This is a genomic window from Pseudomonas sp. LBUM1679 (assembly GCF_059695565.1).
The window spans coordinates 2,328,239-2,348,583 of record NZ_CP166774.1; the positions used below are offsets into that span (position 1 = coordinate 2,328,239).

Sequence of the window (20,345 nt, forward strand, 5' to 3'; positions counted from 1 at the left end):
AAATAAGTTTTTACGTGTGGAGGTTTCCATGAGTATCCATGAGGTTGCCCGTGACGGGCTCGACCAGTGGACCTCGACTATGCAGGCGCTGTGTGGTCGTTTCGAAACACAACTGGCTTCAAATCGCTCCCTCTTTATCGGCGACATATCCACCTGGTCCCATGGGGGCCTGTCTCTGGCTGGCATGCGTACCAATGCAGGAAAAATTGTCCGCTATGGCGATCATGCTGATTACGATGACGACGAACATTGTTTCCTGGTTAGTCAGCGTTCGGGACACTGCCACGTCACTCAGGCAGGAGTGAGTATTCAACTGGCTCCCGGTGAAATGATGTTGATGGATTCGGTCGGACCTTGCTCAATCGTGCCCATGGGACTGATTGAGCACGCCTCGTTATCGCTGCCAAGAGCGCTCGTGCAGAAGGAAATGCAAAACAACCGCCCCCCCTTCGGCAAAGTTTCGTCGGCCAAAGCCTGTGGCCGCATGCTCCACCTGCTGATGGATCAAGTATGTCGGGGCGCAGACGGTAACCCTTACGCTCATACCCAGGGCGAAGCACTGCAGAGCGCATTTATCAGCCTGCTGGGGTCCGGAATGGAGCATGCCGATGAATGCGGTGATTCTGCAATGACGGGTGGCGCGGATCTTCGTCTTTGCGTTGAGAAGGTGATCGATGAGTTCCTCGCTCAGCCCAATCTCACGCCGGCTTCGCTTGCCCGTCGCCTGAGCATTTCCGTGCGTCACTTGTACCGGCTATTCGAGGAGGAGGGCGACAGTGTATGCCGCTATATCCAGCGTGCACGCCTCAAACGTAGTGCCGACGATCTGTCCAACCCGTTCCTCAGAGCCGAATCCATTACGTCGATCGCCTACAAATGGGGATTCACGGATTCTGCACATTTCAGCCGTTCCTTCAAAAAGCAGTTCGAGCAGTCGCCCAAAGATTTTCGCGCGACAAGTCTTCATCAATCTCTAGTCGGCGCAGCCTGAGAAAATAATGTCTATACCCGATGCTTGCCAGGATTCCCGGCACGCGGAATGTGCGCTTTCCATTCCTACCGTCCGTTAGGTAGTGACTAAAGCAATTGCGTGCCTGGATAACGTGCGCAGCAGTATGCATTGGGATTTTCAAGGGTTCTCTTGCGTAGTTCCCTCATCAGGTAATCCAACGGCCATTTTAAAGGTACTTCGTTTTCAGAAGGTTTGACCCCAAGGAGCAACAATGAAACAACTTAGCCCTTCGGCTGAGCGTATTTGTCTCATCGCCATCACGCACTTTGCCGAGCGCGGATACGATGCTTCGTCACTCAATGACATCGCCGTCGCGGCAGGTATGCGCAAGCCTTCCCTGTATGCACATTTCACCAACAAGGACGCATTGTTCGATGCCTCGTGGGGAATGGCGCTCCACGGCGAGCAGGCGTATGTGGAGACTTGCTTTCACGCAAAGAGGACCTCGAATCAACAGGCTGGGCGGCGTTACACTGATCAACTGTCCAAGCGATATGAAACTTCGCCGTCGCTACGATTCCTGTTGCGCACTGCATTCTTCCCCCCTACGGAGCTGCGCCCGCGCGTGAGTGCCGGATTCGAGGCTTACCTCGAGCGATTGAGCGAGTTGTTCAGTCTCGGCTTGGTTCGGTCATATCCCTTATTGCCGTCTGATGAGGTGGCATTGTTCAAGGATGCCTATGTAGCCTTGATCGACAGTCTTCATGTGGAGCTGTTTTATGGAAACCCGCAAGCCTATGCGCGACGTTTGGCGGCCTTGTGGCGAGTCCTTGGTGATTCGCTGGCAAACGCCACTCGAGAGGTGTCCCATGCATAACGATCCGTTGGCCTTCTCATCGGTAGCCTGATCAGCTCCCGTGTCGTGCTTACTCACGGGAATGCGTATCCGTCCGGCCAAGTCATCTACCCAGCCCCGCAAGGCCACGACATGGTGTGCACTTAATTTAAGTGGACACCAGTTCTAACCTTTTAAGCGGGTATCTCATGCAGCCAACACGCCGTTCCTACTCCAAGTCCTTCAAGACCCAAGTCATTCAAGAGTGCGCCCAGCCCGGCGCTTCGATTGCCAGCGTCGCGCTCAGCCATAGCCTCAACGCAAACCTCGTCCACAAATGGATTCGGGTACACGCGCAGCAAAACACGGCACTGCAACCTGCATTCATTCCGGTACCCATGCAGCTGGCCGAAGTGAATTCGCAAGCTGGATCGCCGAATATCTGTGTCGAAATCCAGCACCCACGCGGCACCGTCAAAGTGAGTTGGCCAACTGAAAGTGCTGCTGCTTGTGCGACCTTTCTTCGAGACTTGCTGCGATGATCCGCATCGACTCCATCTGGCTCGCCACGGAGCCGATGGACATGCGCGCTGGTACCGAGACTGCATTGGCCAGAGTGATTGCGGTGTTTGGTGCGGCGAAGCCGCACTGTGCTTATCTGTTCGCTAACCGCCGCGCTAATCGGATGAAAGTTCTGGTGCATGACGGGTTTGGCATTTGGCTAGCTGCTCGCCGGTTGAACCAAGGCAAGTTTCACTGGCCAGGCATTCGCCAGGGCTCTGAAATAGAGTTGGATACCGAGCAACTCCAGGCTTTGGTATTGGGCCTGCCATGGCAACGCGCGGGCTCCGGCGCCGCAATCACACGGCTTTAACGGCTGCCATTAGCCTATCGCTCTATCGCCGTGAATTGTCTGGTCTGGAAAATCGGCACCATGACTTTCCTTAATCTCGACCACCTGAATCCTGAACAACTGCGCGCTTTGGCAGCGCAGTTGATGCAGCGTGTCGAGACACTCGACCAGCAAGTCGAGACCATGGGCAAGACGGTTGAGACCATGGGTAAGAAGATCAACCGCGACCAGACGTTGATCGAGAAGCTGACTCACGAGATCGCGCAGCTCAAGCGATTCAAGTTTGCCAAGCGTAGCGAGCAGATGAATCCGCAGCAGGCCAGCTTGCTCGATGACCTGATCGATACCGATATCGCAGCGATTGAAGCAGAGCTTCAAGCCTTGCAAACCACGCCAGCGGTGACCGAGAAAAAGCAGAAGCCCAAGCGCACTGCATTGCCGGCTGAGTTTCCACGCACGTTGATCCATCACGAACCGGACAACACTCACTGTCCATGTGGCTGCGCACTCAAGCGTATCGGTGAAGACGTCAGCGAGAAGCTGGACTACACGCCCGGCGTGTTTACCGTCGAACGCCATGTTCGTGGCAAGTGGGTCTGTGATGACTGCGAAACACTGATCCAGGCGCCGGTTCCGGCGCAAGTCATCGACAAAGGCATCCCGACCGCCGGGCTACTTGCCCACGTCATGATCGCGAAGTTTGCTGACCATTTGCCTCTTTACCGTCAGGAATCGATTTTCAGTCGTGCCGGCTTGGCGATTCCACGTTCAACTTTGGCTCAATGGGTTGGCATGACGGGCGTGCAGTTGCAGCCTTTGGTCGATGCGCTGCGCGACGTAGTGCTTGGGCAGCAGGTTATCCATGCCGACGAAACGCCGGTGCAGATGCTTGCTCCGGGCTCAAAGAAAACCCACCGCTCTTATGTATGGGCCTACGCCACCAGCCAGTTCTGCGAAACAGCGGCTGTTGTCTACGACTTCAGCCCCAGCCGCGCAGGGGAGCATGCTCGCAACTTCCTGCAAGACTGGAAGGGCAAGCTGGTGTGTGATGATTTTGGTGGCTATAAGGCTAGTTTTGAATTGGGCGTGACCGAGATCGGCTGCATGGCCCATGCGCGGCGCAAGTTCTTCGAACTGCACACCACCAACAAGAGCACGCTCGCCGAGCAAGCCCTGCGCTACATCCAGTTGCTGTATGAAATCGAGAGCGAAGTGCACGACCTGGAGCCGGATTTGCGGCGCCGAATACGGCAAGAAAAAGCCGTCCCGGTGATGGATATGCTGCACGCTTGGATGATCGCCCAGCGCGATCTCGTGCCTGAAGGCTCAGCCATCAGCAGAGCACTGGATTACAGCCTGAAACGCTGGGCAGCGCTGTCGCGCTACCTCAATGACGGGGCGGTACCCATTGATAATAACTGGTGCGAGGTGCGACACGAAGTCGCTTAATGAAGTTGTTCCCCCCTGCGGGAACCACCCGTGTCACCGGGTGAATCTAGAAGGCTGAATCAAGAGCGCCTTCGACAATGGAACGAGGCACTGCAAGGTGCGGGGTATCAATCGTGAGAGGCGTACTCTTCTGGCAGCCATAGCCGGACAAGGACTAGATAGTCGGTATGGTGAACGCATGTGAATCTGCGCAACGATCGTTAAGTTGAACGAGCGGAAATGGCTTACACGCTCGAACCAAAACGGTAATGGAGGTGGGAATAGCGTCTTTCGACTACGCGTTCGTGACCCACATACCTCCCGGTCGATAGCAGGCACCTAACCCGACGTACTTCAGTAGGCGGAACGTGGAAATCCCGTATCGCTCCCATTGGGAAAGCAGTTTGCAAAAACTGCCCATGGTGGTGCGGGCGAAGGAACGAGGAAAAAGCGAACGCCGTCCTGTAATGGGTTGGATAGAGGTTGAAACATCACTTCACGCGAAAGCGGGCAGACGTCCTCATGGTCTCTCTTCACACGAGAGTAGGTAGAACCCTTTCAACGGAAGGAGAGCAAATGAACGCAGCAACATTGGCGTGTGCACCTTCCGGCACGTCGTGGGACGGCATCGATTGGATCGCCGTACAACGTCGTGTCAAAGGGCTGCAAGCGCGTATTGTGAAGGCTGTACAAGACGGCAGGCATAACAAGGCGAGAGCCTTGCAATGGCTGCTGACTCACTCGTTCAGCGGCAAAGCTCTAGCCGTGAAACGTGTGTCTGAAAACAAAGGCAAAAATACCCCCGGTGTGGACAAGGTCACTTGGAATACGCCTAGGGCCAAGATCGGTGCGATAGAGTCGTTGAAGCGGCGAGGCTACTCGCCGCTTCCGCTTCGGAGAATCCTCATTCCGAAGAAAAACGGTAAGACGAGACCTCTCGGAATTCCCGCGATGAAATGCCGGGCCATGCAGGCGCTTCATTTGCTGGCGCTGGAACCGATAGCGGAAACCACCGCCGACCCGAACTCTTATGGATTCAGGCCGGAACGCTCAACTGCGGATGCCGCCGCACAGTGCTTTGGTGTGCTGTCACGAAAAGCAAACGCGGAGTGGGTGTTAGAGGGCGACATTCACGGCTGTTTCGACAATATTAGCCATGACTGGTTGATCGCCAACATTCCCATGGATAAGGCGATTTTGCAGAAATGGCTCCAGGCCGGTTATGTCTACCAGAATCAACTGTTCCCCAGCCACGCCGGAACCCCGCAGGGAGGCATCATATCCCCGGTGTTGGCGAACATGACGCTGGATGGGTTGGAAACGATGCTGGCGAAGAAATTTCCCAACGCGAAGTGGACAGCCCGAAAAATGCGCGTGGTGCGCTATGCAGATGACTTCATCATCACAGGCTGTTCGAAAGAGTGGCTGGAGAATGAAGTCAGGCCCGCTGTGGTTGATTTCTTGGCAGAGCGTGGACTTGTCCTCTCTCCGGAAAAAACCAAAGTAACGCACATAGGGGACGGGTTCGACTTCCTCGGATGGAACCTGCGCAAGTACAACGGCAAGCTCCTGATCAAGCCGTCCAAGGCGAACATCGGGGCTCTACTTGCCAAGCTGCGAGAGTTGATCAAGACCAACAAAACGATACGGCAGGCTAACTTGATAGGTTTGCTCAACCCGGTTTTACGGGGCTGGGCTAACTATCACAGTCATGTCGTCGCCAAGAAGGTCTTTAATCAGGTGGACAGCGCAGTGTGGGAAATGCTCTGGCGATGGGCGGTACGCCGCCACCCTCGCAAGACACGCCGATGGGTGAAGGATCGGTATTTCAAAGTACAAGGGGCGCGTCGATGGGTATTCTCATGTGCTGAAAAATCCGCCGATGGTCGGAAGCGTCAGTACACGTTATTGGACGCCTCGGACACGCCAATTGTGCGACATATCAAGATCAAGGCTGCTGCCAACCCTCACGCCCCTGAATGGGATGAGTACTTCGAATCCCGATGGGGCAAAAGAATGCTTATCTCCCCAAAGGGTCGAGCCAAGCTGTATCGGGTGTGGCTACAGCAAGGTGGCCGCTGCTGCGCATGCCTTAAACCGGTCACCAAAGACACACCATGGCATAGCCGCCATGTTGTGAAGCTGAGTCACGGTGGGACGGATGCGGCCGCCAATCTTGAGATCTACCACCTGCGGTGCCCAAGGGATGTGCAATTTGCCAACGTCGACGATGTACAACCGGGTGCCCAATAGCGCCTTAGTAGAGGCTTGAGCCGTGTGCTGGGAAACTCGCATGCACGGTTCTTAGGGGGTTGGACGCGGGCAACCGCGTCTGACTACCCGACAACCAGATCCGGCCCTGGGCTCTTGGACGTAAGAACTGGCTCTTCGCAGGGTCGCTACGCAGCGGCAAGCGGGCTGCGGCGATCATGAGCTTGATCCAGTCTGCGCGGCTGAATGGTCATGATCCGTATGCGTATCTAAAAGATGTCCTCACGCGCCTGCCGACGCAGCGGGCGAGTGAAATCGATCAGTTGTTGCCGCATAGGTGGCAACCTATCTAGTTACGCAAGGCTTGATGCCCGGGCGCATACGAAAAAGCCCCTAATCTTAAGGTGCTGTGTAAAACTCTTACTTTGGTGACGATCACCACCTACAGACCTCGCGAGAAATCACATGATCGACGGTTCCGCTGTTTTGACAGTGTTTTTGGTCTACCTGGCTGGTGTCGTTATTCCTGGGCCGAATTTCGTTGCAGTCGTCCATAAGGCGGTGGCTGCTACACGGTCTGAAGCCCTAGCCTTGGTAGCGGGAATCGTGGTGGTCAACCTGTTCTGGTCAACCTGTGCGATTGCAGGGCTCGGGATTGTATTTGCTGCGCTCCCCTGGGCTACGCTTGTTGTAAAGGTACTGGGGGCAGCCTATCTGATGTGGTTCGGGCTCCGATTGCTAATCAACGCAGGGAGGAACGCTCTCGGCCCGCTAAATGATGCCGTCGCCGGCAGTTGCCGAAAGTCCTTTACTCAAGGGGTGATTACCAACATTGGTAACCCCAAGTCCATGGCCTTCTATGCCGCTGTTTTTTCAGCCGCAGCTCCCGCCCACGTTTCGCTAGGCACGTTTTTGTCGATGCTGGCAGTTGTAGTGGTGGTTTCAATGGCTTGGTATGGAATGGTCGCAATCGCTCTTTCGCAGCCTAAGATTGCTTCCGCTTATCAAGGGAGGAAAAAAGCAATTGACCGACTGTGCGGTGGGTTGATTTCGTCGTTGGGGATCCGCCAGCTGGTTTAGCAATCCTGTGACTGAAAACTGGGCTGGGTAGGTGACTTCGCTGGACGCATACGGGAATGCTTGGCGACCTTGAGCTGATTGAAAGGCAAAAAAAAACCACTGGCTTTTGAGGGCCAGTGGCGAGGAAACGAAGCGTCAGGCGTTAAACGACTGCAAAGTAGTGCTTAACGAAGCTGTCGCTGACGATCTCCCACAGCACAGGCGTACCTTTGGGGACGAACCAGCTGTCACCAGCCTTGTACTGAGTGCGTACACCGGTGTTTTCATCAGTCAGGAACAGTTCGCCAGCGACCACGGTGGCGTGCTCATTAAACGGGTAAACCATACGGAATTTGCCCTTGGTAGTGCCGAAGTAAGCGCTGCTGATGGGGTCGGTCGGTGCGCCGAAGGTCATTTTGCCAAAGGCTTTAACTTCCCCTTCCAGGATGGTGGAGCCCAGATCTGTAACGGTGCCCCAGGCGTCCAGTTCGGACAGTGCGACATTCTTCTGAATAGCAGTAATGGTCATGGCAGTTTCTCCAGTGAGTAAGTGAACAAGGGCCTCAACGACGACCGTTGAAGTAGCCGGAAAGCTGATGCAGGCTCTTGCCCGCACTCAGAATCATTGGTCGGATGCGGTCTTTACCCAGGATCTGCGCGTGCTCGACGGAGCTGATCAGGTTGTAACGCGAGGAGCCTTCGCTCATGCCTTCGGCGAGTACCTTGCAAATGATGTGGCTCGGCGTGACGCCGAAACCTGCGTAGCCCTGCACGAAGAAGGCATTGGGACGACCGCTTAAAGTGCCAATCTGCGGAAACAGGTTCACGCCGGTCGCCATCGGGCCACCCCACGCCAGATCGATCTTCATATCCTTGAGGTACGGGAAGATTTTCAGCATCAGGTTGCGATTCCACGCTTTCAGGTCTTTCGGGATGTGCTCGATAAACGGAGTTGCGGAGCCGAACAACAGGCGGTTTTCGTTGGTCACGCGGTAGTAATCAATGACCGGACGAATGTCGCTGTAGGCGCCGCGAATCGGGCTGATACGTCGGATCATTTCCTCAGACAAAGGCTCACTCATCATCTGGAAGGCATAGGTATTTATCGTTGTTTTGTGCAGTTCCGGCTCCAGCTTGTTGAGGAAGCTGTCGCACGCCCACAGCAACTTTCCTGCTTTCACTGAGCCGCGACCGGTGCGAACGGTGATCTGCTCGCCGTACTTCACTTCCAGAGCGGGGCTGTGTTCGAAAATGCGTGCGCCCAGCCCTGACAATGCCTTCGCTTCGCCAAGCAACAGGTTGAGCGAGTGAACGTGACCGCCGCCCATATGCAGCAGGGCGCTACTGTAGGCGTCCGAGCCTATGATCTGCTTGACCTCGCTGCCGGCCAGGTAACGGATTTCATCCTTGGTGTTGATGGCTTTAAAATCTTTCTCCCAAGTACGCAACGTCTTGGCCTGGCGCTCGTTGTAGCCCAAGTAGCCATAGCCATGGCAGAAATCGGCGTCAATGCCGTATTTGGCAATACGATCCTTGATGATGCCGGCGCCCAGTTCGCTGATCTCGAAGATCTCTCGCAGCCCCTGTACACCAACGCTGCCTTTGATCTTTTCCAGATCGTGTCCGATGCCTGCCATGATCTGCCCACCGTTTCGTCCCGTACCCCCAAAACCCAGATAACGGGCTTCGAGTACGACGATGTTGGTGACGCCTTTTTCTGCCAGTTCCAGTGCGGTATTGATGCCGGAAAACCCCCCGCCGATGACTACGACATCCGCTTCTATATCATTTTCAAGCGTTGGGAACGACAGGTTGTATTTCTTGGTGGCGGAGTAATACGTAGGCGTTTCGATATTGATCATGGCGCAGCCTGCATAGTAGAGGAGACATAAAGTCGGGCATCTCGATCGCCCTGTCCCATGGGCTGTATTAAGTGCCTAACGCGCGATAGGTGTCTTGATTATGGCTGCCCTGGTTTTTGATCGTGGCTGCCATTGTTAAATCAGGCAGTTAGAAAGCTTGACTGTACCGGGCAACTGCATGACCATCTACTCATGAATAAGTTAACGAAAATCTTCATCGCTTATTACGGCTATCGACTCTCCACCTGAGGCGATCGCACCTGCATGCATTCGATTCGCCCGAGGCGAACCGGATCTCCTTCCTTCTCCTCGGGCACCTACCCTGGAGAACTTACATGACCCAATCATCCCTCGACGTTATAGCCCAATTGCAGGCCCGCGGTTTCGTGCACCAAAGCACGGATTTTGAAGCGTTGCGCGATCACCTCTCCAGTGGGCCCAGAACCGTTTATCTGGGGTTTGACGCCACTGCGGACAGCTTGCATGTTGGACATTTGCAAGGCCTTATGCTGATGCGCTGGCTGCAGAAAGCAGGGCATCGGCCAATTTTGTTGATTGGTGGCGCTACGACGCGTATAGGCGATCCGAGTTTCCGTGACGAAAGCCGACCGATGCTCGATGAAGCGCAGATACAGGCCAACATCGCCGGAATCACCCGCACATTCGGCCGCTACTTGGCATTAGGCGAAGGTGCTGGTTTTGTGGTGGACAACGCTCAATGGCTTGATGGAATCGGCTACCTGAGTTTCCTCGACCAAGTGGGTCGCTACTTTTCGATCAACCGCCTGCTGACCTTCGATGCGGTGCGACAGCGCCTGGATCGCGAGCAATCATTGTCGTTTTTGGAGTTTGGCTACACGTTACTGCAGGCCCATGACTTCACCGAGCTGGCCAAGCAGTACGACTGCACGGTGCAATTGGGAGGAGCGGATCAGTGGGCGAACATTATTAATGGTGTTGAACTAGGACGTCGGCGTGACAACCGCCAGTTGTTTGGACTGACGATGCCCCTGTTGACCAGCGCTGACGGCAAGAAGATGGGCAAGTCGGTCAGTGGTGCGGTGTGGCTTGATGGCAGTCGTCTGTCGCCTTTCGACTTTTGGCAGTTCTGGCGCAATTGCGATGATCGCGATGTTGGTCGTTTTCTGGCGCTTTTCACTGAGCTTGCGCTGGATGAGATTCAGGGGCTGGTTGCTGAGGGAGGTGAATCATTGAACCAGGCGAAAATAGTTCTGGCCGATCACGCGACAACCTTAGCTCATGGCGAGGAGGCCGCCAGGCAGGCAAATTCCGCTGCGATGGCGATTTTTGCGCAAGCTGGGGTGCCTGAATTGACTCCCATGACCATTGACCGACAAAGCGTGCAGTCCGGGATCACCTTGGCGGAGTTGCTGGTGCAACTGGGCATCGAAACGTCCCGTGCAGCGGTGCGCCGATTGGCGCAAGGCCGCGGTTTGAAAGTGAATGGTGAGATCTTCGAAGCGGCGGATGTGGTGTTGGATAGATCCGCGACGCAATGGCAGATCAGTGTTGGCAAAAAACGTCATTTCAACGTTCAGGTCGAGCATTAATTTCATACCAAGGCAGGATTTATGATAGGTTTGTTAATATATTAACAAGCGTGTCATGTGCTCCCAATGATTAAACCTCGTCAGTCCCTAACGCTGAATCTCTTGCAGGCTCGTGACGTGGCCATGGGATTTTTCCGGCCCTCGCTCAACGCACATGGCCTGACCGAACAACAATGGCGGGTGATTCGCATCCTCAGTCAGCAAGGTGAACTGGAAACCAATCGCCTTGCTGATCTGGCATGCATTCTCAAACCCAGCATGACCGGCGTCTTGACGCGTATGGAATCCGCTGGATTGATTAACCGGCGTCGTGGCGATCAGGATCAGCGATGTGTGCTGGTCAGCCTGGCTGAAGGTGGGCAGGCTTGTTTTGCTTCCATGAGTGCAGGGATGGAGCAAAACTATCGGTTGCTGCAATCACGCTTTGGCGAAGAGAAACTTCACACACTACTGATCCTGTTGAACGAGCTGAAGACGCTCAGGCCCTGACCCGGAAGATCGTCGGGCAACTCTTGCACTCCCTGTTTCACTAACGAAAACGACCGTGCCGGCGAGCTGGCATGGTCGTTTCTGCTTGTGTGCGACGAGTTATTTAATGCTTACGCACATGTACTTTTGCTCGATGTAGTCGTCAATGCCGTACTTAGAACCTTCTCGGCCCAGGCCCGATTGCTTGATGCCACCGAAAGGTGCCACTTCAGTCGAAATCAGCCCTTCGTTAACACCCACCATCCCGTACTCGAGGGCTTCGCTGACTCGCCATGCGCGGCCGAGGTCGCGGGTGTAGAGATAGGAGGCCAGACCGAACTCGGTGTCGTTCGCCAAAGCGATGGCTTCTGCCTCGGTGTCGAAGCGGAACACCGGGGCCAAGGGGCCAAAGGTCTCGTCGCGCGCGACCAGCATTTCTGGGGTGACATTACTCAGCACGGTTGGCTCGAAAAAGTTGCCACCTAATGCGTGACGCTGACCACCGGCGAGCAGTGTTGCACCTTTTTCCAGGGCATCGCTGATGTGTTCTTCGATCTTGACCACAGCCTTGTCATTGATGAGCGGACCTTGTTGAGCGTCATCAGTAGTGGCGTCGGCGACCTTGAGAGCGTTGACGGCCGCGACCAGCTTTTGATTGAACGCATCATAAATGCTGCTCTGCACCAGGAGGCGGTTGGTGCAGACACAGGTTTGCCCGGCGTTACGGAATTTCGAGCCGATGGCGCCTTCGATGGCAGCATCCAGATCAGCGTCTTCGAACACGATGAACGGGGCATTACCACCCAGTTCCAGACTGACTTTCTTAATGGTTTGCGCACATTGCGCCATCAGCAGTTTGCCGATGTCGGTGGAGCCGGTGAACGACAGCTTCTGCACCAGCGGATTGCCGGTCAACTCCGCGCCAATTTCCCGCGAACGCTTGCCCGGCACGATGTTCAATACGCCAGCGGGGATGCCTGCGCGTTCGCCCAGTTCGGCCAAGGCTAGCGCCGACAAGGGCGTTTCAGAAGCGGGCTTGAGTACTACGGTACAGCCTGCGGCCAGCGCAGGGCCGACCTTACGCGTGATCATCGCATTGGGGAAGTTCCACGGAGTGATGGCCGCGACCACCCCGATCGCCTGCTTGATGACCACCAGTCGGCGTCCCGGTTTGTCGTGGGGAATGACATCGCCGTAGACGCGCTTGGCTTCTTCCGCAAACCACTCAATGAAGCTGGCACCGTAAGCGATTTCGCCGCGACTTTCAGCCAGCGGCTTGCCTTGCTCCCAGCTCAAAAGACGAGCGAGGTCTTCCTGATTCGCCATGATCAGGTCGAACCATTTGCGCAATACGCTGCTGCGCTCTTTTGCGGTTTTAGCACGCCAGGCTGGCAGTGCTGCATGCGCCGCAGCGATGGCGCGGGCGGTATCCACTTGGCCCATAGAGCTGACTTGCGCGATGGTTTCGCCGTTCGCCGGATTGGTTACGGCGAATCGGACATGATCATCCGCCTCGACCCACTGGCCGTTGATGTAGCCTTGCTCTCGCAGTAGTTTCAAATCGTCAAGTTTCATCGTCATTCTCGGTTTCAGTACACGCCGCCGCCGATGATGTTCACCGCCGGGGTTTCTTTGAATTTGCTAACCAGAGTTTGCAACCCGCGCATGAGCACGGTCGTATCGACGCCAACCGCTACGAATGCTGCACCCAGCGCTATGTACCGTCGAGCGAGCTTCTCGTCGGCGCTGAGAATCCCTGCTGCTTTGCCGGCTTTCTGAACGCGTATGATCGCGTCCTCGATGGCCGCCTGGACCTCGAGATGGCCCGGATTGCCGCGGTGTCCCATTGATGCGCTAAGGTCGGCCGGGCCGATGAAGACTCCGTCAACTCCTTCAACCGCCGCGATAGAATCCAGATTGGCAAGGCCTTCACGGTTTTCGATCTGCACCAGCAGGCATATTTGTTCGTCCGCATGATCGAGATAACCGGGAATGCTATTCCAGCGCGACGCACGTGCCAGGGCACTGCCGACACCGCGAACGCCACTCGGCGGATAGTGGATGGCGCGCACCAGCTGCCGTGCCTGTTCGGCGGTTTCCACCATAGGTACGAGAAGCGTTTGTGCTCCGATATCCAGCACTTGCTTGATCAGTGCGGTGTCGCCGATCACCGGACGAATAACCGGCTGGCTTGTGTAGGGTGCCACGGCTTGCAGCTGACCAAGCATACCGCGCAGATCGTTAGGCGCATGCTCGCCATCGATCAGCAGCCAGTCAAAACCGGCGTTGGCAGCCAGCTCAGCGCAGTAAGAGTCAGCCAGACCGAGCCACAGACCAATCTGCGGCTCGCCACTTTTGAGGCGTTTTTTGAACGTGTTGACAGGCAGGTCCATGAGTTTCTCTCCTTAGACGAAGCGGCAGGAGATGGAGCCGAGCATGTCGTAGTCGACATGGAAAGTATCGCCCGGGTTGGCTGCGACGGGGCGGGTGAACGAACCACCGAGAATCACTTGGCCTGGCTGCAGGGTAACGTCGTATGGCGCCAGCTTGTTGGCTAGCCACGCCACGCCCTTGGCCGGGTGGTTGAGCACGGCAGCCGACACACCCGACTCTTCGATGACGCCGTTGCGGTACAGCACGGCCGGCACTTTGCGCAGGTCGATATCATTCGGACGCACTGCTCGGCCACCCATGACCACGCCCGCGTTGGCGGCGTTGTCGGAAATGGTGTCGAAGACCTTGCGTGTTGCTTTGGTCTGCGGATCGACTTGCTGGATGCGGGCATCGATGATTTCCAGCGCGGGAATGACCCACTCGGTAGCATCCAGAACATCAAAAACCGTGATGTTCGGGCCTTTGAGCGGTTTGCCGAGGATGAATGCCAGCTCGACTTCGACGCGCGGGACGATGAAGCGGTCGAAAGGGATGTCAGTGCCTTCATCGAAGAACATGTCATCGAGCAGCGCACCGTAGTCGGGTTCGGTGATGTTCGAAGAGACCTGCATTGCACGAGAGGTGAGGCCGATCTTGTGACCGACCAGCTTGCGTCCTTCCTTGATTTTCTGTTCGACCCAGGCGCGTTGGATGGCGTACGCGTCCTCGATATTCATCTCTGGATGGTCCAAGGAGAACTGGCGCACTTGCTCACGGGAGCGCTCGGCCTGGTTCAATTGGGCGGCGGCTTGTTGGATCACGCTGGAGTGGAGCATGGTCGGAGTCTCTTATTGAGGGTTGACGATGGCGGCGTTGGTGCGCAGCACCAGGAATCCGCCGAGGGCGATGAATAGGGCCAGGACGTACAGCGCCAGGCTGGCGCTTTGAGTGGTGTCACGCATCCAGCCGATCATGTAAGGGGCGATGAACGAAGCGATGCTGCCAAATGAGCTGATCAGGGCGATCCCTGATGCCTGAGTCGAGCCCGACAAAAAGGCAGGAGGCAGTTGCCAGAACATCGGTAATGCAGCGCTGGCACCCATGCCTGCGATGATCAGGCCGCTGAGCACCGCTACGGGGTCGGCGGGTGCAAGGCCCGCGATGCTGATCCCCACCGCCGACATCAGCAATGGCACAAACAGGTGCCAGCGGCGTTCGCGGCGACGGTCGGAAGAGCGACCACAGCCGATCATGAATACACAGCCCGCCAGATAAGGCACGGCACTGAGCAGACCGACCTTGCCGTCGCTGCCGATGCCTGCGCCGTGGATTAATGTGGGCATCCAGAACGCCAGGGTATTCACTGCAAGCATCACCGCGAAGTAGATAGCTACCAGTAACCAGACTTGTGGATCTTTGAGAATGCCTGAGAACGAGGTGATGGTTTTACGCTGTTCCTCGCGGTTGAGCTGCTCGCGCAGTTGTTGCTTCTGCTCGGGGGCGAGCCACTTCACGGTTTCCAGGTTGTCGGGCAGGCACTTGAGCACCACCAAGCCCAACAAGATGACCGGAGCGCCTTCAAGCAGGAACATCCACTGCCAGGCGCGCAGCCCACCGACATCGTGAAAGCCTTGGAGTATGCCCCCCGAAAGCGGACCACCAACTACACCTGCCATGGGCACGGCAATGGCGAACAACGCCGTGATCTGAGCGCGACGTCGTGCCGGGTACCAGCGATTGAGAAACACCAGAATACCGGGAAAAAAGCCGGCTTCGGCCACTCCCAGCAAGAAGCGCAGAACGTAGAAGCCATTGGCGCTCTCGATCCACAACATGGACGTGGACAATGTGCCCCACACGACCATCAGCAAGGCAATCCAGCGGCGCGGACCCACACGGTCCAGAGCGATGTTGCTGGGAACACCAAACAGTGCATAGGCGATGAAGAACAGTCCTGCACCGAAACCATAGACGGTGTCGCTCAGGTGCAAGTCAGTGCTCATCTGCATCTTGGCGAAACCGATGTTGATACGATCCAGATGAGCGAACAGATAGCAGACCAGCAACAGCGGCATCAGCCTCCAGGTGACGGTGCTGTGGGTGGAGTCTTGTGTAGCACGCAATGTGTCAGTTGCAGTATTAGCTATGCTCATGATTTTTGTACTTTTTGTTGGATGAGTGTGGCGCTTCGGATGCAGCAGGACGATGGCCGTGGCCTGTGCGTCAGACGGTCTTGTTAAAAAGCGGGTGCAGGCTGCTGTGTTTGCCGTCGTATACCTGGCCCGAGCTTTCATCTATCTGCAGGGTGATGCCCAGCGGGCGCCTTTGCAGGATCTCGTCCAAATGTGTACTCAGAACGGTGAGCAGGCTGTCACCTACTGACTTATGAACCCCCTTGCTACGACCGGTCCCGATACGCAAGTTTGCGTAGAGAAAACCGTAGTTGCCCTTGCCATCAGCCACGGCACAGTGGGCGGCGGGGTACGCAAAAACTCGAGTGCCGCCGGTGGGGAAGACGCCTTTGCCGCTTTCGTCTCGTTGTTTGAGCATGGTGTCGGCCAAGGCACGACAGAGGCCGGAAATATCCACCTCTTGTTCAAGGTCAGGGGTGTAGAGCAGCACCAGATGAGGCATGTTGAGTTACCTGCGTCAGAATCAAGATAAGTGCCGTCACCGCAGTGCGCGGCACACATACCAAGCCTGTGTTTACGTCACTGCCGGTCAGAGACGACTCGTCGGCGTGATCGCGCCCGGGTTGGCAGCCTGGGCAGGAGGAATATTGGAGCCGTCCTGCGGCGTCACGGGGAACACTGCGTTGATCTGACCTGTGCCGGAGGAACCGAAATAAGGCGTCACGACCTCGGCCTTACCGTCGTAGTCACTCCAGCCCAATGCGCCTAGGAGCATTGCGGTGTCGTGCATGAAGCCTTCGCCGTGGCCCTTGGCGGCGTATTCGGGGAGCATGCCGCAGAACTCGGCCCACTCGCCGTTCTCCCACATGTTCACGACGCGATGGTCAAGAGTTTCCAGAAACGGGCTCCACACCTTGGTGGCGAAGTCCGGCGCCTGGCCGTTCTGCGCAAACCGGTGTGACAGTGAGCCACTGGCCAGGAACGCCACTGTGCCGTCGTAGTGATCTTCCACGGCCTTGCGCATGGCCCAGCCCAGACGCGCACTGTCAGCCAGGTAGTGCGAGGTGCACAGTGCCGAAACCGAGACCACCTTGAAGTGCTGGTCCTTGTTCATGTAGCGCATTGGAACCAGCGTGCCGTACTCCGGGCCAAGCGTGGTGGCGTGGTGCGCCATGGTCTCGACCTTGTAGCGGTTGCACTCCTCGGCCAGTAGCAAGCCCAGCTCGGTATTGCCAGGGAATTCATACTCCATGTTGCTGATGAAGTGCGGTAGTTCGTTGCTGGTATACACACCCTTGAAGTGCGGCCCGCACAATACGTGATAGTTGGCATTGACCAGCCAGTGGGTGTCGAACACCACGATAGTGTCTACCCCGAGCTCGCGGCAGCGACGGGCGATTTCGTAGTGGCCGTCGATGGCCGCCTGACGAAACCCATGCCGCGGACCGGGCAGCTCGGAGAGGTACATGGAGGGAACGTGCGTAATCTTGGCTGCTAATGCCAGCTTGCCCATGATGAGGCTCCTTTCTTGTTGTTCGGTTCTCCCGCGACGGACAGAAACGTCCGGAGCGGGAGAAGTCCGGTTACACGCCCCAGCGAGGGATGTGATGGCTACCCATGGAGATGCAGACGTTCTTGATCTCGGCAAAGACTTCGAAGCTGTATTGTCCGCCTTCACGGCCAGTGCCCGAGCCTTTGACGCCGCCGAACGGCTGACGCAGGTCACGTACGTTTTGGCTGTTGATGAACACCATGCCAGCTTCGATGCCTCGTGCCAGGCGATGAGCCTTGCCGATGTCCTGCGTCCAGATATACGAGGCCAGGCCGTACTCGGTGTCGTTCGCCAGTTGCAGCGCCTCGGCTTCGTCCTTGAAGGGGATCAGGCACACCACTGGGCCGAAGATCTCTTCCTGGGCGATGCGCATTTTGTTGTTCACATCGGCGAATACGGTCGGCTGGATGAACTGACCACGGCTCAGGTGGGCAGGCAGATTGGCCGGCCGCTCCAGGCCGCCCGCGAGCAGGGTGGCACCTTCTTCCAGACCAATCTTGATGTAGCCGGTGACCTTGTCGTAGTGGGCCTGAGTGATCATCGATCCGACTTGGGTTTTCGGATCCTGCGGATCGCCCACGATCAGACGCTTGGCGCGCGCGGCGAACTCGGCCACGAACTGCGGATACACGCTTTCCTGGATAAAAATCCGGCTGCCCGCGGTGCAGCGCTCGCCGTTCAACGAAAAGATGGTGAACAGGGCTGCGTCCAAGGCGCGCTCAAGGTCGGCGTCCTCGAAGATTAGCACTGGGGATTTGCCACCCAGTTCCATCGAGTATTTTTTCAGGCCAGCAGTCTGCATAATTTTCTTGCCGGTAGCGGTGCCGCCGGTGAAGGAGATCGCACGGACGTCTGGGTGACGAACCAGTGCATCACCTGCGGTGGCGCCGTAACCCTGGATCACGTTCAGCACGCCATTCGGAATGCCGGCTTCGACGGCCAAACGACCCAATTCGTTGGCGGTCAGCGGGGACAGTTCGGACATCTTCAGAACCGCAGTGTTGCCCAGCGCCAGGCAAGGCGCTGTTTTCCAGGTCGCGGTCATGAACGGCACGTTCCACGGCGATACCAGGCCACATACACCCACTGGCTGATACAGCGTGTAGTTGAGCATCTGGTCGTCCACCGGGTAAGAGTGACCGTCCATGCGTGTGCAGACTTCGGCGAAGAAGTCGAAGTTGTGGGAGGCGCGCGGGATCAGCACGTTCTTGGTCTGATGGATCGGCAGACCGGTGTCCAGCGTCTCCAGTTCTGCCAGTCGCGGAACGTTCTGTTCAATCAACTCACCGAGCTTGCGCATGAGTTTGGCACGTTGCGCCGCTGGGGTATTGGCCCACTTTGGAAAGGCTTCTTTGGCAGCTGCAACAGCTTGCGCTACTTCCACTGCACCGCCGCTGGCAACCTCGCCAATCGCCTCTCCGGTCGCTGGGTTGTAGTTTACGAATACATCTTTGCTTTCGACTTCTCGGCCGTTGATCCAGTGCTTGATCATGTTGATTACGCCTCTTGCTCAGCGAGTTTTTTGTTCTTGAAGAAGTCAGCTTCGCTGACGATACGGTTGATCAGACGGCCGACACCCTCGACCTCTACGATCACTTCATCCCCCGGCACCACGTCGGCCAGTCCTTCTGGAGTGCCAGTGGCGATCATGTCGCCGGGTTGCAAGGTCATGAAGCTGGAGAAGTATTCGATCAGGTACGGAATATCGAAGATCATGTCCGCGGTGGTGCCTTCCTGTTTCAGTTCACCGTTGATCCAGGTGCGCAGCTTCAGGTTGGACGGATCTGGCACATCGGCCACATCGACGATCCATGGACCTACCGGGGTGGTGGCGTCGCGGTTTTTCACCCGCAGGTTGGGGCGATAGTAGTTTTCCAGGTAGTCACGGATTGCGTAGTCGTTACAAACCGTGTAACCCGCTAGATATTCCAGCGCATTTTCACGCTTCACGTTCTTCGCAGGTTTGCCAATCACTGCCACCAGTTCGCACTCGTAGTGCATATAGGCGATGTTGTCCGGACGCCAGGTTGTTTGATTGTGACCAGTGTAAGTGCCCGGCGATTTTATGAAGGCCAGTGGCTCGGTGGGGGGCGCGAAGGCCAGCTCCTTGGCGTGGTCGGCATAGTTCAAGCCCAAGGCGAACATGCTACCGGTCGCCGGAGGCAGCCACTCGACCTGGCTAGCACTGATACGGCGGCCATCGGTTAAGAGAAGCGTGTCGTCGTCTTCAACCGTGGCGACATGAACTTCGCCTTCAAAGCGGATGCGTGCGTGTTTCATTGGGCGGTCTCCTGCTCGGCGACGATGTGGTTGACGAGGCGGCCAAGGCCGGTGATCTCGACTTCGACGTGATCGCCAGGCTGAACGTCGACGCGGCCTTCGGGTGTGCCGGTGATCAGCACATCGCCTTCATGCAGCGTCATGAACTCGCTGATTTCGGCGATCAGTCGCGAAACGCTACGTACGAATCGGGTGGTGGAGTTCTGTTGGCGAATCTGGCCGTTCACCAGAAGCTTGAGCTCCAGCGCGTTCGGATCTGCCACCTGATCGCGTGGGATCAGTTCAGGGCCGATAGAGCAGAAGCCATCACGGCATTTGGCCTTGACGGCAGGGCGGTAGTAGCTGTCCTCGGGCAGGCTGAACTCGTTGACGATTGTGTAGCCGGCAACGAAATCCAGAGCATTTTCTTCACTCACGCGGCTGGCATCTTTGCCGATCACGACGCCCAGTGCCGGACCTGGTTGCAAGCGCTGCACTCCGTTGGGGTACACCACTGCCTGGTCATGGCCATTGCGAGTGTTCGGGGTCTTGATGAACAACACCGGTTTGACGGGCGGCTGCTTGTACGGCGCTTCGTGGAATTGAGCGAGATGCTCTTCCACCAGACCCTGATAATTCAGCGCGACGCCAAACAAGGTGCCGTTCGCAACGTCCAGCAATGCACGGCTCATGCTTTTCTCCTGGCAGTGGCGAAGCAATGGTGCTCCGCTCAAATTGTTAATGTGTTAATGTTATAGTTAATATGTTAACGATCGTCAACCCTTAAAGG

19 protein-coding genes and 2 pseudogenes are annotated in these 20,345 nt (G+C 56.6%); 10 read left to right on the forward strand and 11 right to left on the reverse strand.

Annotation, left to right across the window (positions count from 1 at the left end):
- Positions 1 to 28: 28 nt before the first annotated feature.
- From feaR to ACA062_RS10850, 8 genes and pseudogenes are all read left to right on the forward strand, one after another.
- The gene (gene feaR / locus ACA062_RS10815; RefSeq protein ID WP_497456350.1) at positions 29 to 991 is read left to right on the forward strand and encodes a transcriptional regulator FeaR; all 963 of its coding nucleotides are present in this window, start codon (positions 29 to 31) and stop codon (positions 989 to 991) included.
- A 232-nt stretch (positions 992 to 1,223) separates the two neighbouring features.
- Positions 1,224 to 1,829, forward strand: a complete 606-nt coding sequence (locus ACA062_RS10820; protein WP_497456351.1) for a TetR/AcrR family transcriptional regulator — start codon at positions 1,224 to 1,226, stop codon at positions 1,827 to 1,829.
- A 167-nt stretch (positions 1,830 to 1,996) separates the two neighbouring features.
- Complete coding sequence (gene tnpA / locus ACA062_RS10825) at positions 1,997 to 2,329, forward strand: IS66-like element accessory protein TnpA (RefSeq protein ID WP_497457398.1); 333 nt, start codon at positions 1,997 to 1,999, stop codon at positions 2,327 to 2,329.
- Complete coding sequence (gene tnpB / locus ACA062_RS10830; protein ID WP_497456352.1) at positions 2,326 to 2,661, forward strand: IS66 family insertion sequence element accessory protein TnpB; 336 nt, start codon at positions 2,326 to 2,328, stop codon at positions 2,659 to 2,661. The genes tnpA and tnpB overlap by 4 nt, the downstream gene beginning before the upstream one ends.
- Positions 2,662 to 2,721: 60 nt before the next feature.
- A pseudogene (tnpC, locus tag ACA062_RS10835) lies at positions 2,722 to 4,068 on the forward strand (IS66 family transposase); the annotation flags it as partial.
- 576 nt (positions 4,069 to 4,644) lie between these two features.
- Positions 4,645 to 6,321, forward strand: a complete 1,677-nt coding sequence (ltrA, locus tag ACA062_RS10840; protein ID WP_497454044.1) for a group II intron reverse transcriptase/maturase — start codon at positions 4,645 to 4,647, stop codon at positions 6,319 to 6,321.
- A gap of 89 nt (positions 6,322 to 6,410) precedes the next feature.
- Positions 6,411 to 6,632 (forward strand): annotated as a pseudogene (locus ACA062_RS10845) (transposase domain-containing protein); the annotation flags it as partial.
- Positions 6,633 to 6,744: 112 nt separating this feature from the next.
- Complete coding sequence (locus tag ACA062_RS10850; protein ID WP_497456353.1) at positions 6,745 to 7,359, forward strand: LysE family translocator; 615 nt, start codon at positions 6,745 to 6,747, stop codon at positions 7,357 to 7,359.
- A gap of 142 nt (positions 7,360 to 7,501) precedes the next feature.
- Here the strand turns inward: ACA062_RS10850 and ACA062_RS10855 are convergent, their stop codons facing one another.
- Together ACA062_RS10855 and ACA062_RS10860 are read right to left on the reverse strand one after the other, a co-directional pair.
- A complete protein-coding gene (locus ACA062_RS10855; RefSeq protein WP_497456354.1) occupies positions 7,502 to 7,867 on the reverse strand; it encodes a cupin domain-containing protein in 366 nt (121 codons plus the stop codon).
- A gap of 34 nt (positions 7,868 to 7,901) precedes the next feature.
- A complete protein-coding gene (locus tag ACA062_RS10860) occupies positions 7,902 to 9,200 on the reverse strand; it encodes an NAD(P)/FAD-dependent oxidoreductase (RefSeq protein WP_497456355.1) in 1,299 nt (432 codons plus the stop codon).
- Between the two features lie 335 nt (positions 9,201 to 9,535).
- Between ACA062_RS10860 and tyrS the strand changes: the two genes are divergently transcribed.
- A complete protein-coding gene (tyrS, locus tag ACA062_RS10865) occupies positions 9,536 to 10,771 on the forward strand; it encodes a tyrosine--tRNA ligase (RefSeq protein WP_497456356.1) in 1,236 nt (411 codons plus the stop codon).
- A 66-nt stretch (positions 10,772 to 10,837) separates the two neighbouring features.
- Positions 10,838 to 11,260: a homoprotocatechuate degradation operon regulator HpaR gene (gene hpaR, locus ACA062_RS10870; RefSeq protein ID WP_497456357.1), complete on the forward strand. Its 423-nt coding sequence runs from the start codon at positions 10,838 to 10,840 to the stop codon at positions 11,258 to 11,260.
- A 99-nt stretch (positions 11,261 to 11,359) separates the two neighbouring features.
- Here the strand turns inward: hpaR and ACA062_RS10875 are convergent, their stop codons facing one another.
- The 9 genes from ACA062_RS10875 to ACA062_RS10915 form a co-directional block, all read right to left on the reverse strand.
- Positions 11,360 to 12,814, reverse strand: a complete 1,455-nt coding sequence (locus ACA062_RS10875) for an NAD-dependent succinate-semialdehyde dehydrogenase (RefSeq protein WP_497456358.1) — start codon at positions 12,812 to 12,814, stop codon at positions 11,360 to 11,362.
- A gap of 14 nt (positions 12,815 to 12,828) precedes the next feature.
- Entirely contained in the window at positions 12,829 to 13,632 is an 804-nt protein-coding gene (gene hpaI, locus ACA062_RS10880) for a 4-hydroxy-2-oxoheptanedioate aldolase (protein WP_497456359.1), read from the reverse strand.
- A gap of 12 nt (positions 13,633 to 13,644) precedes the next feature.
- Positions 13,645 to 14,448 carry a 2-oxo-hept-4-ene-1,7-dioate hydratase gene (gene hpaH / locus ACA062_RS10885; protein WP_497456360.1) on the reverse strand — a complete coding sequence of 268 codons (804 nt, stop codon included), beginning with the start codon at positions 14,446 to 14,448 and terminating at the stop codon, positions 13,645 to 13,647.
- Between the two features lie 12 nt (positions 14,449 to 14,460).
- Positions 14,461 to 15,765, reverse strand: coding sequence for an MFS transporter (locus ACA062_RS10890; protein WP_497456361.1), 1,305 nt, complete (start codon positions 15,763 to 15,765; stop codon positions 14,461 to 14,463).
- A gap of 70 nt (positions 15,766 to 15,835) precedes the next feature.
- Entirely contained in the window at positions 15,836 to 16,246 is a 411-nt protein-coding gene (locus ACA062_RS10895) for a 5-carboxymethyl-2-hydroxymuconate isomerase (protein ID WP_497456362.1), read from the reverse strand.
- 87 nt (positions 16,247 to 16,333) lie between these two features.
- A complete protein-coding gene (hpaD, locus tag ACA062_RS10900; RefSeq protein WP_497456363.1) occupies positions 16,334 to 17,257 on the reverse strand; it encodes a 3,4-dihydroxyphenylacetate 2,3-dioxygenase in 924 nt (307 codons plus the stop codon).
- A gap of 70 nt (positions 17,258 to 17,327) precedes the next feature.
- Complete coding sequence (gene hpaE, locus ACA062_RS10905) at positions 17,328 to 18,788, reverse strand: 5-carboxymethyl-2-hydroxymuconate semialdehyde dehydrogenase (RefSeq protein ID WP_497456364.1); 1,461 nt, start codon at positions 18,786 to 18,788, stop codon at positions 17,328 to 17,330.
- Positions 18,789 to 18,793: 5 nt separating this feature from the next.
- On the reverse strand, positions 18,794 to 19,576 hold the full coding sequence (locus ACA062_RS10910) for a fumarylacetoacetate hydrolase family protein (RefSeq protein ID WP_497456365.1): 783 nt from the start codon (positions 19,574 to 19,576) through the stop codon (positions 18,794 to 18,796).
- A complete protein-coding gene (locus ACA062_RS10915) occupies positions 19,573 to 20,247 on the reverse strand; it encodes a fumarylacetoacetate hydrolase family protein (RefSeq protein WP_497456366.1) in 675 nt (224 codons plus the stop codon). The genes ACA062_RS10910 and ACA062_RS10915 overlap by 4 nt, the downstream gene beginning before the upstream one ends.
- Positions 20,248 to 20,345: the final 98 nt, after the last annotated feature.